Source organism: Nostoc sp. CMAA1605, assembly GCF_021596505.1.
Lineage (GTDB): Bacteria > Cyanobacteriota > Cyanobacteriia > Cyanobacteriales > Nostocaceae > Trichormus.
The window spans coordinates 1-15,689 of record NZ_PJIZ01000021.1; the positions used below are offsets into that span (position 1 = coordinate 1).

Here is a 15,689-nt window from a genome sequence, read left to right on the forward strand (position 1 = left end):
ATAGCATTGTTGATCCTATCTTCGCTGCTGTGGGGGCGATTACATTCGCATATCTGAGAAATCGCATCTGCGCGCCTCGCGATATGAGTGCCAGCGCAGCAACAGCGTTTCGAGATGCGATTGATAAGTTGTTAACATCTATTTATTAAACTGATCAATTCCAGCACGGAATCATACCAAAATATGCAATATAATCAATTAGGCAACAGTGACCTAAATGTTTCCGAAATTTGCCTTGGCACAATGACTTATGGGCGGCAAAATACTATAGAAGAAGCCCATCAACAGCTAGATTATGCGATTAATCAAGGAGTTAATTTCATAGATGCGGCTGAAATGTATCCCGTACCACCTAGTGGAGAAACCTACGGCTTAACCGAAAAATATATTGGAGAATGGTTAAAACATCAACAGCGAGATAAATTAATAATTGCTACTAAAATTGCGGGGCCTGGTCGTGGCTTTAAATGGTTGCGTGATGGCGCAGAAGGACTTGACCGCAACAATATCAAACAAGCAATAGATGATAGTCTTGCAAGGTTACAAACAGACTATATTGATTTATATCAAATCCATTGGCCAGACCGCTATGTTCCTCGTTTTGGTCAAACCGTCTTTGACCCAGCGCAGGTAAAAACAACAGTCCCCATTACTGAACAACTGGAAGTTTTTGCGGATGTCATTAAAGCAGGTAAAATTCGCTATCTCGGCCTAAGTAATGAAACCCCTTGGGGAGTTGTACAATTTAGTCAAGCAGCAAAAAAATTAGGATTACCTAAAGTTGTTTCCATCCAAAATGCTTACAACTTACTCAACCGAGTTTTTGATGGCGCACTAGCAGAGGCAGTTTATTACGAAAACATTCCTTTACTCGCTTATAGCCCTTTAGGATTTGGTTATTTAACTGGTAAATACCTCAACGGTAAACCAGAGAAAACGAGAGTGACTTTGTTTGAAAACTTTGGTCAGCGTTATTTAAAACCCAATGTACAGGAAGCTGTAGCAGCTTATGTAGAAATAGCTAAACTTCATCAATTAAGCCCAGCACAATTAGCCATAGCATTTGTGCGGAGTCGCTGGTTTGTTGCTAGTACAATTATTGGTGCTACCACACTAGAACAACTCAAAGAAAATATAGACAGCATTAATGTCGTTCTTGATAAAAATATCTTGGCAGAAATAGACGCAGTGCATACTCGATATCCAAATCCTGCACCATAGAAGTGCTGAGTTGTCAGTGAAGAGTTAGTTGAAAAGAAAAGTCGGTTGGGTTAAGTGTAGCTTAATCCAACAAAACAATACCAATTTTAGGTTTAAAAACAGTTTTTAGTTCCTATATCAACTTATAAACTATGACGATCGCAACAGCATCAGTTGACCAAAATACTATTCGTCGCCGTGGTACTGGTTTAAGAGCATATAATCCAGACAAAGTATTTAAAGGATTTACACTTTTTACCCCACTTACAAGTAATGGAGAAGTCTATCTCCTGAATCTGGAAGGAGATGTTGTACATCAATGGAATCTACCCTATCCACCAGGTTTGTATGGCTATCTCTTACCCAACGGCAACCTTTTTTATAATGGTAAAACACCAGAAATTCCGCCACGTTTTCCTTTGTGGGGTGCATTTAAAGGTGGCGTTGTTTTAGAAGTAGATTCCCAGGGAAAGATTATTTGGGAGTATCAGCATCCAGATCATCATCACGACGGTCGCAGACTACGCAACGGTAACACTATTTTATTAGCTATTGAGAAGATACCTCAATCTTTGATTCCTCGCATCAAAGGTGGCGTACCTGGAACAGAAGCAGACGGTGATATCTATGCTGATGTGCTTTACGAAGTGACACCTGGAGGTGAAATTGTCTGGACTTGGCACGCTTACGAACATTTAGATCCAGATACTTTTACTATTACACCCCAAGATCAAAGACACGAATGGACGCACGGTAATACTGTCGGTGAACTCGCTGACGGCAATATTATAGTCAGCTTCCGCAACATTTCTACTGTCGCAATTATCGATCGCAATACAGGAGAAATTATCTGGACGTTGGGAGATGATGTTTTAGCACAGCAGCACTTTCCTAACGAGTTAACTAACGGTAATATCCTGATTTTTGACAATGGCGCACATCGTCGTCACACTGCACTCAATTATTCTCGTGTGATAGAAGTTAACCGTCAAACTAAAGAGATAGTTTGGGAGTATGCTGATAACCCACCCCACAACTTCTTCAGTTCCTATATATCCGGCGCACAACGTCTAGCGAATGGTAATACTTTAATCACAGAAGGTGCTTTCGGTCGGATATTTGAGGTGACAGTTAATGGTGAGATTGTCTGGGAATATGTCAATCCCCATTTTGCCGTGCGGAATATCCCTGGTGATAACTCAGCCGTAGCTCGTGGGGAACAAAATTCCGTCTTCCGTGCTTTTCGTTATGCACCTGAAGAAGTCCCTTGGCTTTAGTTGGGGATTGGGGACTGGGGATTGGGGACAATGTAGACAAGGCAAAATTGATTTCTCAACTCAGCACTCATTACTCAGCACTCAGCACTATTAATTAAGAGGAATAATCAATATGTCCGACATTCAGATATACAGCGCAGTCGTTTGTCCTTATGCTCACCGTTCGCGCTTGGTGTTGCAAGAAAAAGGTATCGACTTTGATTTAATTGAAATTAACTTGCAAAACAAACCAGAGGGATTTATAGAAATTTCTCCCTATGGAAAAGTGCCGGCAATTGTACATGGTGAGCATAGAGTCTGGGAATCGGCGGTAATTAACGAATATCTTGATGAAGTATTTCCAAATCCGCCGCTTTTACCTAGTAGTGCTATTGCTAAAGCTCAGGCTCGTATCTGGATTGATTTTGCTAATACTCGATTTGTTCCGGCTTTTTCTACTCTCTTGCGTAGTCCAGAAGTTGCACAACAAGAAGCTGCTAAACAAGAACTATACAAACATCTGGAATTTATCGAACATGAAGGTTTAAGAAAGTTATCAGGAAATGGCCCTTATTGGTTTGGTGAATCTATTAGTCTGGTAGATTTCACTTTTTACCCCTGGTTTGAGCGTTGGCCTGCACTGAAGCATTATCGAGGTTTTGGTATACCAGAAGAATTTACTCGTTTGCGTCAGTGGAAGAAGGCTCTGAAACAACGTGATTCAGTCTTAGCGATCGCTAACAGTAAAGAGTTCTACATAGAACGATATGCTAGATTTGCTACTCCTGTAGCTGTGTAATACAAGTTTTTCTGTTCAACAATAACAGGAATTAAATCTTGGGAATTGGGTAAACTATACCTCGTATCGCAGATGCTCATAACTTTCACCATTTTTCCTCAATTCCCATTTCCTCATCCCTATTCGCCACAAAGGGAAAAATAATTACAAATTGCTTAATCTTGGCAATTTCTTACTACCTCAATAACGCCCATATGCTTCAGCCATAAGTTTTGCCACAGTAAACCTCTAATCGGTCATATAAGGTGGTTTACCCACCTTATTTTTTCTAATTAAACCTGATCCTCTTCAACAGCTTGGTAATGGCAAATGAATCAATTGATGAAAACTTTCAAAATTCAAATTAAATCATGGCAACGTCAACCTATTACTCGTCGTCATGCCTTATTTGCTTTTGGTTATAGCTTAGTATTATCTACCACAATATTTAGTTGCAGTAGTCCACAAAATAATACTCAGCAGCAAGCAGATGTACCAAAATCAAATGTTGCGAATCAAACTACCACTAATAATACTAATAAAGTAGTCAGAATCGTCCGTTCTAAGCAACTGACAGCATTAGCAGTTCTAGAACAAAAACGCATCTTAGAACAACGATTAGAGCCTTTAGGCTACAAGGTGGAGTGGCCTGAATTTGCTGCTGGCCCTCAGCAATTAGAAGCCTTAAATACAAACGCGCTGGATATTGCTTCAACAGCAGAATCACCTCCTATTTTTGCCCAAGCCGCCGGGACACCTCTGGTTTATTTAGCGGCGAATTCTTCCGATGGGAGAGCAGTTTCACTTTTAGTTCCTGCTAACTCGACTGCTAAAAGTGTAAAAGATTTAAAAGGAAAAAAAATTGCCTTCCAAAAAGCATCTATTGGTCATTATCTCTTAGTGAGAGCCGTAGAAAGAGAAGGGTTAAAACTCAGTGATATACAGTCCATTTTCTTACCACCTCCAGATGCGAATGTAGCATTTAGCCAGGGGAAAGTCGATGCTTGGTTTATTTGGGAACCATTTGTGACTAGAAATGTTCAGCAGAAGGTAGGGAAAGTATTGACGGATGGCGGTAATGGTTTGCGAGATACTAATAACTTTTTCTCTACAACCCGTAAGTTTTATCAAGAAAATCCTGAAGTCATTAAGATTTTTCTAGAAGAACTGCAAAAAGCTCAGAATTGGTCTAAAAATAATCCTAAAGAACTAGCAACATTACTGGCTCCAATTACTCAACTTGATGCACCTACACTAGAGATTATGCACAGTAAGTATGACTTCACACTCATACCAATTACTGAGCAGATTATTACTAAACAGCAAGAAGTAGCTGATAAGTGGTTCGCCTTGGGACTGATACCCAAAAAAGTCAATGTTAGAGATGGTTTTTTAACACCAGAACAATATGCTGCAATTACTCCTCAAGAAGTTTTAGCTAAAAAATAATATTGGGAGAATTTGCTGTTCACTTGATTCTGAATTGAGATTTTAACCAAAAATATTTGATAAAAAACCCTGCTTTATTCAACAAGCTAGGGTTTTGAATTTATTTCTTGCTAAAATTAGATAATGTATAATTATATCCAGCTTATACATATAATCTTATGCAAAAAAATAACATTCCTAAAAATTTGCAAATCACGTCTTATTTATCTCCCAATTGGTTTACATTTTATCAAGCGATCGCTACTTATTTAAGTCGTTGTTTACAAATAGATTTACACTTACAACAAAGTGAATATGACCCTTTAGTAGATCCCCTATTGTTACAAGACAAAATAGACCTAGCTTTTATTTGTGGATTACCGCTAATTCGCTACAGTCAAACAGTTCCCAATCAATGGCAAACTCTGGTTGCACCTGTGATGCAATCATCAAGATATCATAATCAGCCCATTTATTATGCGGATGTAATTGTCAATGCCCAGAGTGATATTCATAAGTTTACAGATTTAGCAGACAAAATATTTTGCTATAACGACCCTGGTTCTAATAGCGGTTACAATTTACTTTGTCAGAGATTAACTCAAGAAAAAAATCCTCAAAATTTCTTTAGCAAAACTCTCCAATCAGGCTCACATCAGCATTCAATTCGCTGGGTAATTGAGGGATTAGCAGATTGTGCTGCAATTGATAGCGTGGTACTCGAACAGGAGTTAAATAATTTTCCCGAAATATCACAGCATTTGCGTGTGGTGGAAGTGCTAGGGCCTTCACCGATGCCACCATTAGCAGCAGCACAACATCTGGGTATATCTTTAACTCAACAAATACAGTTGGCATTACTCCAACCAGATGAGCAACTGCAAAGAGTAATGCAACAATTTGGAGTCAGACGTTTTGCACCAGTGCAATTAGAGGACTATGAAATATTAAATCAAATTTATCGCGATCGCTCTTTTCTCACCTTGTCCTAAAGAATAACGACAACCGTTAGAAACTATGTAAGTAGAATGGTGTAGATAATTCAAGGTTTGTAGTGTACCCCTGCGGGGAAGCAAGCTACGCGCAAGCGTCTCGTAGAGAGGACTTTAGTCTTCTAATAAGGACTGTTCGCGAAGCGTTCCCGAAGGGTAGTCCTTACTACGAACTAGACTCCAATTTTTTCACATTACTTCACATAGTTTGTTTTTTTCAAGTCGTTCTACTTAGCCAGTTGATTTTCAAGAAACTGCATAAACCCAACTCTGCTTTTGTACTGATAATACAGCATCTTGATAAATCTGCCGAAATAAAACTCGCTGTGCGTGACTCCCGCCAATTTCATGCAACCTTGATAAAACTGGCTGGAGTTCTGCAATAGTTGTGCGAAAATCGCCCTTGGCGTGAGCAAACATTCCTCTAGCGGCAGGAATTGCTACTTCCAACCAACTCCGACGTAAGAAAGGATTAATACTGAAAGTGTGATGCTGCATACTCACAAGCATTTGATGCACCCAATCATCATGTCCGGCTCTGGTAAGAGCATAGACATAATGCAAATCTTGAAATGGTAAAGCGTGTTCATCAATGCGGCTGTAAAGATAAGGACTGATACCTTGCCAGCGATCGCCCACATTCACACCACGCAACTCTAGCCGCAATAATAATGAAATTGCCCCCACTTGGTCTTTAGGAGATTGTTTATTAGCACGCTGCCAAATGTGCTGATCGTAAAGTTGCAGAACTTTTTGGTAATTTTTTAAATCTAAATAATACAGTGCGATGTGCCACCAGTTGTGGGTGTAAAGCATGGAGTTGCAATTTTCCCAGGTATCTGCAAAATTCTCCATCCAAGCTATCCCCTCATCGACTCTTCCTTGAGTTTCCATCACATGAGCGATCGCATGATGCGCCCAAGCATCATATCGATTTAACGCGATCGCCTGACGTGCTATCTTTTCTGCGGCATTGAGTTGATGACATTGTTCTAAACCAAACGCCACCATACCGTATAAATAATGATTCTCAGGATTGCTTGGTAAAACTTTCTGAGCAATCTTGCATAATTTATCTTTGTCGCCAGTGTAAAAATAGTGATACTGTCCCTGCTGTACGGAAATTAAATCACGCGGAAACTGATCAGTAATTTGCTCATGTAAAGCGATCGCGACATCAATTTCTTGATTTGCCCAAGCTGAAATAGCTTGCACATATAAATATTCTCTTTTAGTAATTTTGGCGCAATTTTGTTGTGCTGTTTGCAGATATGGTAGAGCTTGCTGCCAAGCTTTGCGGTTTTCTTGGGTGAGATAATAAGCCGCCGCATAAGCATGGGCTAATGCACAAGTGGGATCTGCCGCAATTGCTTCTAAAATTGCTGTTTCTGCATCTTTACCATAGGCCAACATCTGATCGCTAAAACTGTTAATGGCGGCGATCGCTTGGGTTGAATCTGTCGTAACTATTAATCCCTGTGCATCTTTAAGCATAATAAACCCCTTGCACCACAATTTGCGAGAAGTGGTAATCACATCTCTTAAACAAAACTCCGGTAAGTTGGTCGGAATAATGTACTTATGGACATGAGTATGTCACACTCACCACAAAACCGCAACCAGTAAAATACTAAAACTCGATAGAGAAACTGTATTTACTTTTGTAAAAGTATTGATTTACCGACGTATCTGTGGCATATTCTAAAAGTGAAATAATACGGTAAATCGATAAACTCACCGTAATTAAAATCAGGAAATGTTGTTCTGGCAAAGATATCATGCAGCTACTTTGGTTTATTCCGACTCACGGTGAAGGACGCTATTTAGGTACTGCTATAGGTGGGCGAGTAGTCAACTTTGATTACTGGCGACAGATTGCTCAAGCAGTGGATCACTTAGGTTTTGCTGGAGCATTATTGCCTACAGGACGTTCTTGTGAAGATGCTTGGATTTTGGCATCAACTCTAGTGACGCACACCAAACAGATGAAATTTTTGGTAGCCATACGTCCGGGCTTGATGTCACCAGGAGTAGCAGCCAGGATGGCGGCAACATTTGACCGCATTTCCGGTGGGAGGTTATTAATTAACGTGGTGACAGGGGGCGATCCAGTAGAATTGGCTGGAGATGGATTGCATCTGTCCCATGACGATCGCTACAAACTCACAGATGAATTTTTAGGAGTGTGGCGAGAAATTGCCGCCGGAGAAACAGCCAATATCCAAGGAGATTATCTACATATTCAAGATGGCAAGCTGTTATTTCCCACAGTCCAGAAACCTTATCCGCCTCTGTGGTTCGGTGGTTCTTCTCCCATAGCTCAAGAAATTGCTGCCAAACACGTAGATGTATATTTAACTTGGGGTGAACCACCAGCGCAAGTTGCCCAAAAGATAGCTAATGTACGCCGATTAGCCGCAGATCAAGGGAGAACCTTACGCTTTGGGATTCGTCTCCACGTGATTGTGCGGGAGACGGAAAGCCAAGCTTGGGATGCAGCTAACGACTTAATTCGCTATGTGGATGATGCGGCGATCGCCAAAGCTCAAAAAGCTTACGCACGGATGGATTCCGAAGGACAACGCCGGATGACCACACTACACAACGGCTCTCGCGAAACCCTAGAAATCAGCCCCAACTTATGGGCGGGAGTGGGTTTAGTGCGTGGTGGTGCGGGAACTGCCTTAGTAGGTGATCCTGACACTGTGGCGCAGAGAATGTTGGAATATCAAGAATTAGGTATCGATACCTTCATTTTCTCCGGTTATCCCCACCTAGAAGAAGCTTACCGAGTAGCAGAATTACTCTTCCCACGTTTGCCCTTACAGCATCAACCAACCTTAGAACCGCAACTATTAAGCCCCTTTGGTGAAGTTGTAGCCAACCAAGAATTCCCCGATCAACCAACCAAAACTCGCACAATTGCCACTGTAGATTAATCCCAGGACATCTTTCACATGACACATATATTAGCGATCGCCGGCAGTCCCTCTCATCCTTCCAGAACTTACGCCATTCTAGAACACGCTGCCAAAACTTTATCACAGCCAGGTATAGATATAGATATCATCTCAGTTCGAGATATACCAGCCGAAGACTTAGCCTATGGACGCTATGATAGTGCTGCCTTACAAAAACCCAAAGCTTTAATAGAAAAAGCCAGTGGTATCATTATTGCCACTCCGATCTACAAAGCAGCTTACACAGGTGTCCTGAAAGCATTTTTAGATTTATTACCGCAGAAAGCCTTCATAGGCAAAGTCATACTACCAATAGCAACAGGTGGGACAATTGCCCATTTATTATCAGTTGAGTATGCCCTAAAACCTGTGTTATCTGAATTAGGCGCACGACATATATTAAGCACAGTATACGCAGTTGATAAGCAAATTCAAATTCTCACTGATGGTAGTGTACAAATTGATGAAGAAATCAACCAAAGATTGCAAGATGTCCTGAAGGAGTTTACTCTTGCAGTGGATTATTCCCAGAATCAGACTAAACAATTAGCCCACAGTAACTAAATTTCTTATTTACTCTTTTTTTCTAGCAGATGGGCGATTTCCATCCATCTGCTATTTTTTGCTACAGTTCTCTAGGATATAGTTATGAGAATGAGTTAAAAACTATGAGAAAAGATTATGAGACTCGCTTTCAACCAAAAGGGGTAGGAGTAAAGCACGATACAAAGCCTATCACCGTGATGCTTCCAGATGATTTGGATCAGTATGTGAGAGCAAAGAAGAATCGGTCTGAATGGTTGCGGCAAGTTATAGCTGAGGCTGTGGCGAAAGAACAAGCTTTAGCTTACTAGGAAGATTGATTGTGAATTTTTTCCTGGCGATCGCTTAGTTATATCGTCATCTAAGGGTAATGTATTTCAATAAGTAAAAGCACAACTTGACAAAAGCTTTATTTTAGGTTACAAATCGCTTTATTTGATATACATAAATTTTAACTACACTGAATTACGAAATGTTTGCTTAATATAATCGCTAAATTTATGTTAGAATTTTAATTTACCAATCTATTTTGCTTATTGTATTTAATCCAAAGTTTAAAAGTTAAAATGGTACAATTGGAGTTATTTAAACATATTGATGAAAACCAAATGTCCAATAAAGAATTAGAAGTTTGTGGTGACGATTATTCTTTTTTAAGACAAACTTCTATTCCTGTTTTGTTAAATGTAAAAAAGACAGTAAAAATTGTAGATTTATTTTGTGGATGCGGAGGAATGAGTTTAGGTATCTTAGAAGCTTGTAGATATCTTGATTTGAACTTTGAGATTGCATTTGCTGTAGATAATGATGTGTTAACCACAGATTGTTTTAAAACAAATTTTAGTCATTTTATTTCAGATAAAAATAATGTCAAAACTGAAGATATAAGAAATTTTTTCAAGTTACCTTTAGGTAGTGATTTCTCAGATGAAGAAAAAGTTTTAGCTAAAAGTATAGGAAAAATAGATATTCTCATAGGTGGCCCACCATGTCAAGGACATTCCGATTTAAATAACTCTACAAGGCGCAATGATCCTAAAAACGAGCTTTACCTGTATATGGCAAGAGCAGCAGAGGTACTTAAACCCAATCATGTAATTATAGAAAATGTTACTGGTGCAATTCATGATAAAAATCAGGTGGTTCAAAAGACTGCTAATTTTTTGTCATATCTTGGCTACCAGTTTAGTTATATAGGAAATATTAATTTAGTTCGTATAGGTGTGCCTCAGTATCGTAAACGGCTTTTACTAATTGCTTCAAAAAAAACTCAATCAAATATAGCAGCATTGGAAAAAAAATATGTTACAGAAGAACGTGATTTAAAGTGGGCTATTGGAGACTTAATTGACATAGATGTAAAAACATTTATAGATATGCCATCGAATCCATCCGCAGATAATAAAAAACGTATCAGTTTTTTATTTGAGAAAAATATTTTTGACTTGCCGGATGAGCAACGTCCCCCTTGTCACCGTTACAAAAAACATACTTACAAAAGTATTTATGGCAGACTGAGATGGGAATTTCCAGCACCTACTATCACAAGCGGTTTCTATAGTATGTGTATGGGTCGCTATGTTCATCCTGAAAGACAAAGGACACTGACAGGTCATGAAGCAGCTCGGATTCAGTTTTTTCCTGATTATTTTGATTTTACTCCAGCTAAAAGAAGAACTTCATTAGCAACAATTATAGGAAATGCTGTACCTCCTAAAATGTCTTATGTTATAGCAAGAGAAATATTGCAGTATGATATTTAATTTGGAAATACATTATTAGATATAGTCAATCCATGATTAAAGAATTTTTTAATAAAAAGTAACTTTATTGACATCAAAGATTGAAATATTAAAAAGACAAATTATTTACTTTAGCTTACTTTAAAAATCAACTCTGAGGGTTAAAACTAATGCTAGAAACTGTAATTTCTAAAAAGGAGAATAGCTCATTATCATGTTCCACCACTCTTAATGTAGTAGGTTTGTTTTCTGGTATAGGTGGTTTTGAACTTGGTTTTGAACGCTCTGGACATAAAACATTGCTTATGTGTGAAATAGATTCAGCAGCACAGGCAGTCTTAAGTTTTCAGTTTCCAGATAGAGAAATATTTAAAGATATAAGGGAACTTAAATTTCTTCCTAATGAAGCATCTCTAATTTGTGCTGGCTTTCCTTGTCAAAATCTTAGTTCAGTTGGAGCAAAGGCAGGCATTAGCGGGTCAGATTCCTCGTTAGTTAATGAAGTCTTCAGAATATTGCAAAATCATCGTGTTGAGTGGTTAATTCTTGAGAATGTAACCTTTATGCTTCATTTGAAAGAGGGATCTGCAATCAGTAAAATTGTTTCCTCACTAGAAGAGCTTGGTTATAACTGGGCTTACCGTATTGTTGACTCGGCAGCCTTTGGAATACCTCATCGGCGCAGACGCGTTTACTTAGTTGCTTCTCTTAGACACGACCCACGTACCGTTCTTTTATCAGATGACTGCGTAAGTCTTAAACTTCAGGAACCTTCTTTAAAAGTTCCCCTCGGTTTTTACTGGACAGAAGGCACACGCGCTTTGGGACTTGCTGTGGATAGTATACCACCATTGAAAGGTGGTTCTACCATAGGGATTCCCTCTCCGCCAGCAATTTTATGTCCAAATGGTAAAGTTGTAACTCCTAATATCCAAGATGCAGAAAGATTACAAGGCTTCGCAGCTAATTGGACTCAACCAGCTGAATCAGTAGCTAAAGCTTCTAGCAGATGGAAGTTAGTAGGTAATGCAGTTACTGTGAATGTTGCTGAATGGTTAGGTTATAAGCTAAATAATCCTACACCATATGATTCTTCTAAAGATTATCCTTTAAATGCCAAAAAAGGATGGCCAGATGCAGCATGGTCTTTGGGTAATGGTCGTTTCCAATCAAATGTATCACAATGGCCAGTCATGATTACTCCCATTGGTATCGAAAAATTTTTGGAATTTGAGCCAAAACCACTTTCTGCTAAAGCTACTGCTGGATTTTTAAATCGTGCAGAAGCAAGCAGCCTCAAATTTCCTCCGGGGTTTTTAAAAGCATTAAAATTACATCAAGTTAGAATGCAACATTTTCATAAAATTTAAAGTGTATTTATGACAACAAACTTATCTGATGAACTAGAAGAAGCTTTGATTTATTTAGTAAAGGCTCCTTCCCAAGATTCAAAAAAAGGCAAAAAAGTTATTGAATGGTTTTTAAATCAATTCAATCAAGAAGGTAGAGCAAGTGTAGTAACAGATAAAAAACAAGTATATAATCGAGTGCCTGAGCAGTTCAAGCATAATTCTCCACACATTATTTTTGTTTATACAGATGATGAAATATTAACAAAATTATCAGAACAAGTTAAACTGCGTATATATTCTGAATTACAAACAATTTTGTTTGTTAAAACAAATGATGAAAAATTTAACTTTGAATTGTTATATTTTACAAGAAATTCAAAGGTTAAAGATTATTACGAACAACTATGTTCTGATTTGAATCAGGAAGAGATATTATTCAATGGCTTAAATGATAGACCAGAGGAGACAGTATTTTCAATTAACTTAAATCTTACAAATTTAGAAGATAATAATCCATGTAACCTTGTTGCGCTCGGCAAACAGTTTCGTCAGGCAGTAAGCGCATTGCAAGCAGGGAAACAAATAATATTTTTAGGTCCACCTGGAACTGGAAAAACAGAACTTGCTATTTGCCTTTGTAAAAGTTTTGGTTTTTCCTACGATATTGTAACAGCTACATCTGATTGGACTACATTTGAAACCATTGGTGGTTATTTACCAGATCCAAGTTTGGCTACTGATGGTAAATCTGAGCCACTTAATTTTTTTCCGTCTATCGTACTTCATTCTCTGTTAAATAGACGCTGGTTGATCATTGATGAGATTAACCGTGCTGACATTGACAAAGCATTTGGTGAAATGTTCACTTTATTAACTGGTAAAAATATCAAATTACCTTTTAAAAAACGTGAAGGTGAAAAATTACTTGATATAGTTATTGGAAATGCTGATGAAATTGCTAAATACAATGAACTTGAGCAAGACACATATAGAATTCCGGTTCCAGAAGACTGGCGTATGATAGGAACGATGAATACGTTTGATAAAGCAAGCCTATTTCAACTTTCATATGCTTTTATGAGACGCTTTGCTTTTATAGATGTTTCTATTCCTACACAGGATGATTATAAAAATCTTTTAACTGAAAAAGCTAGTATTCTTAAAAATGAAGATAATAATATTTTTTATACAGAATGTATGAAGTATTTAGAAGGAATATTTGCTCCTAGAGACGATGAAGGACTTGCTAAAATTGATTTACTTGTAGGACCTGCAATACCTATTGATATAATTAAATACTTGTATCAACGAAAAAATTTTATCAATACAATGACGGATAAACATGAGATAAAATTAATATTTCTTGAAGCTATAGAGATGTATTTGTATCCACAATTTGAAGGTAAGGATAGAAAGCATGAAGATATTCTTAATTTAATTACAGAAGTCTTGGAGTTACAAACGGTTAATAAGACAAAAACAGGTAAACTACTTGGGAACTGGACAGGTTATGAGTTAGGTCTATGAATTATCTACGCGATGAGTGGGTATCATTTATACGTTCGTCCGCACAAGCTGGAAGATTTCTCTATACAGGAAGTAAAGTAGACTACACTGTATCTAAATCCATCGAAGAAAACAGTCTTAAGCACTTTCTTATCCAATTATCTGAAAAGCCTTTTGACTATATTTTTTTTTGTCGCATTTATTATCTTATACAACCGCGTGTACAAGTATTTTTCCAAAATCACCTACGCAGTCTTATCCGTTCAATTAGCCATGTAATCAATGGAAAACTTGAAGTTTCACATCGTGGAGTGCGGGGAAAAATCCTTTGGACGCAAACTCTATGTATGCAGAAGTCTGGTAGAGCAAATGCAGGTACATATACAGTTAAACAAAGCGAAAAATCTTCAGATATTCCTGAAAATAGACTCTTAAAATTTTTTCTATTGCAGATATGTGACACAATTAGATTATTAAAAGAATCTATAGGAAGTAGTGCAATACCAAAAGAGATTTTAGAAATGGAGTTATCTGCACAATTAGCTCTTAAAGAACCGCATATAAAAGAAGTTCCACAAGAATACAAAGCTACAGGTCTAATGTATCAACGTGCAAAACGTCATCGTGACTGGCGCTATCGGGAACTGGCGGATTTACAAATACAGATGGATGCTGTAATAACTCAAAGCAAGTGGGAAAGCATTTTACAGATACTACAACAAGGATGGTTAGCACCAATTAATGACGATGATTTATTTGAGCTTTATGTCCTAATAGTCTTACTTGATGTACTTGCAATTGATTTAGCTTTCGGAAAGCCAGTTGAATTTGGTCTAATTAGACGTAATCGTAAACAGGTTGCTCGTTTCCTGCGTCCAAAAGATGGACTTAGAGCAGATGTGTATTTTGATCAGAGTCTCATGCAAGCTTTTTCATTTAAGTCAGAATACAAAAAAGTTATTAACCAATATACTGGTATTAGCGGTTCTGAACACCGCCCAGATATCATTTTGTCGTTTTATCTAGCAGACGGTAGTGAATGTCCATTACTAATAGAGATAAAAAATACTCAAGATATAGTTTACAAACGAGATAGTGTATATAAAGCTCTTGCATACCTTTATGATTTTCGTAATTTGTGGAACAAACGATCTACTCAATCACCCAAAATAATCTTAGTTTTTCCAGAGGGCGTTGTTCCTAAAGTAGGAGTAACTGAAGAACAGCAAGATTTAAGCCTCCTTTCTGCTAATGATCGAGCTAGGTTTGCTAATCTACTTTTACAAGTTATCCAATAGACATCTCCAGAAATGAGGTTTTCATCTAGACAGCATAAGGGTTTGAGATTCTTTTTCGGAGATGTCTAATAATGATTGTTTCAGTTTATGTGTTTGTTCACCTAAGTGAGTCAGCGTGAATATTTAGTGTTGGGATCAGGCAGATGGCAAGAAGGAAAACGGTTTTAGTCTACTTTACTTTCATTAAGATAGTTGGGTTTTTCCTCCAACCGTTCTGACTTGAAAATATCCGGTTTAAACGAAAGTAGAAAAAGTGACTGTACAGACTATGTTTAACAATCTGAACTGAAGAATAGGTGGAAACAATGTTATCTCCAGCTTGAGCGATCGTGCTGATAGCTAAGAACTGCGCCGCTTGACTGCTAGAGGTAGCTAATGCTGCCACACCCCCTTCTAAGGCTGCAATAAGTTTTTCAAATACGTCTGTTGTCGGATTCATCATCCGCGTGTAAATGTTGCCGAACTCTTGCAGAGCAAACAACCGCGCTCCATGCTCGGCATCATCAAACACGTATGAAGTTGTTTGATAAATCGGTACAGCACGGGCATTAGTTCCTAAAGCTGGTTCTTGTCCAGCATGAACTTGCAAAGTTTCAAAACGATATTTTTCAGACATAGAAAATTACAAACAGGC

The 15,689-nt window shown here is 38.1% G+C and carries 14 protein-coding genes and 1 pseudogene; 13 read left to right on the top strand and 2 right to left on the bottom strand.

Annotation, left to right across the window (positions count from 1 at the left end; translation table 11 throughout):
- The 6 genes and pseudogenes from CV014_RS10000 to CV014_RS10025 all read left to right on the top strand — a co-directional run.
- Positions 1–149, top strand: a pseudogene (locus CV014_RS10000) (glutathione S-transferase family protein); the annotation flags it as partial.
- 34 nt (positions 150–183) lie between these two features.
- Entirely contained in the window at positions 184–1,221 is a 1,038-nt protein-coding gene (locus CV014_RS10005) for an NADP(H)-dependent aldo-keto reductase (protein ID WP_236141885.1), read from the top strand.
- Between the two features lie 131 nt (positions 1,222–1,352).
- Positions 1,353–2,477 carry an aryl-sulfate sulfotransferase gene (locus tag CV014_RS10010; protein WP_236141886.1) on the top strand — a complete coding sequence of 375 codons (1,125 nt, stop codon included), beginning with the start codon at positions 1,353–1,355 and terminating at the stop codon, positions 2,475–2,477.
- 112 nt (positions 2,478–2,589) lie between these two features.
- Complete coding sequence (locus CV014_RS10015) at positions 2,590–3,255, top strand: glutathione S-transferase family protein (RefSeq protein WP_236141887.1); 666 nt, start codon at positions 2,590–2,592, stop codon at positions 3,253–3,255.
- Positions 3,256–3,564: 309 nt separating this feature from the next.
- On the top strand, positions 3,565–4,683 hold the full coding sequence (locus tag CV014_RS10020) for an aliphatic sulfonate ABC transporter substrate-binding protein (RefSeq protein ID WP_442946900.1): 1,119 nt from the start codon (positions 3,565–3,567) through the stop codon (positions 4,681–4,683).
- Between the two features lie 158 nt (positions 4,684–4,841).
- Positions 4,842–5,654 (top strand): PhnD/SsuA/transferrin family substrate-binding protein, encoded by an 813-nt coding sequence (locus CV014_RS10025; RefSeq protein WP_236141888.1) that lies wholly within the window; start codon positions 4,842–4,844, stop codon positions 5,652–5,654.
- Between the two features lie 246 nt (positions 5,655–5,900).
- Here CV014_RS10025 and CV014_RS10030 read toward each other — a convergent pair whose 3' ends face one another.
- Positions 5,901–7,148: a tetratricopeptide repeat protein gene (locus CV014_RS10030; RefSeq protein WP_236141889.1), complete on the bottom strand. Its 1,248-nt coding sequence runs from the start codon at positions 7,146–7,148 to the stop codon at positions 5,901–5,903.
- 284 nt (positions 7,149–7,432) lie between these two features.
- Here CV014_RS10030 and ssuD point away from each other — a divergent pair, with 284 nt between their 5' ends.
- The 7 genes from ssuD (at position 7,433) to CV014_RS10065 (ending at position 15,055) form a co-directional block, all read left to right on the top strand.
- A complete protein-coding gene (gene ssuD, locus CV014_RS10035; RefSeq protein WP_236141890.1) occupies positions 7,433–8,593 on the top strand; it encodes an FMNH2-dependent alkanesulfonate monooxygenase in 1,161 nt (386 codons plus the stop codon).
- Positions 8,594–8,611: 18 nt separating this feature from the next.
- Positions 8,612–9,178: an NADPH-dependent FMN reductase gene (gene ssuE, locus CV014_RS10040; protein WP_236141891.1), complete on the top strand. Its 567-nt coding sequence runs from the start codon at positions 8,612–8,614 to the stop codon at positions 9,176–9,178.
- 104 nt (positions 9,179–9,282) lie between these two features.
- A complete protein-coding gene (locus CV014_RS10045) occupies positions 9,283–9,468 on the top strand; it encodes a ribbon-helix-helix domain-containing protein (protein ID WP_236141892.1) in 186 nt (61 codons plus the stop codon).
- Between the two features lie 297 nt (positions 9,469–9,765).
- The gene (locus tag CV014_RS10050) at positions 9,766–10,920 is read left to right on the top strand and encodes a DNA cytosine methyltransferase (RefSeq protein ID WP_236141893.1); all 1,155 of its coding nucleotides are present in this window, start codon (positions 9,766–9,768) and stop codon (positions 10,918–10,920) included.
- A gap of 149 nt (positions 10,921–11,069) precedes the next feature.
- Positions 11,070–12,269, top strand: coding sequence for a DNA cytosine methyltransferase (locus tag CV014_RS10055; RefSeq protein WP_236141894.1), 1,200 nt, complete (start codon positions 11,070–11,072; stop codon positions 12,267–12,269).
- A 9-nt stretch (positions 12,270–12,278) separates the two neighbouring features.
- A complete protein-coding gene (locus CV014_RS10060) occupies positions 12,279–13,778 on the top strand; it encodes an AAA family ATPase (protein WP_236141895.1) in 1,500 nt (499 codons plus the stop codon).
- Positions 13,775–15,055 (top strand): DUF2357 domain-containing protein, encoded by a 1,281-nt coding sequence (locus CV014_RS10065; RefSeq protein WP_236141896.1) that lies wholly within the window; start codon positions 13,775–13,777, stop codon positions 15,053–15,055. Before CV014_RS10060 ends, CV014_RS10065 begins: the two co-directional genes overlap by 4 nt.
- A gap of 169 nt (positions 15,056–15,224) precedes the next feature.
- Here CV014_RS10065 and CV014_RS10070 read toward each other — a convergent pair whose 3' ends face one another.
- Entirely contained in the window at positions 15,225–15,671 is a 447-nt protein-coding gene (locus CV014_RS10070; RefSeq protein WP_236141897.1) for a PLP-dependent transferase, read from the bottom strand.
- Positions 15,672–15,689: the final 18 nt, after the last annotated feature.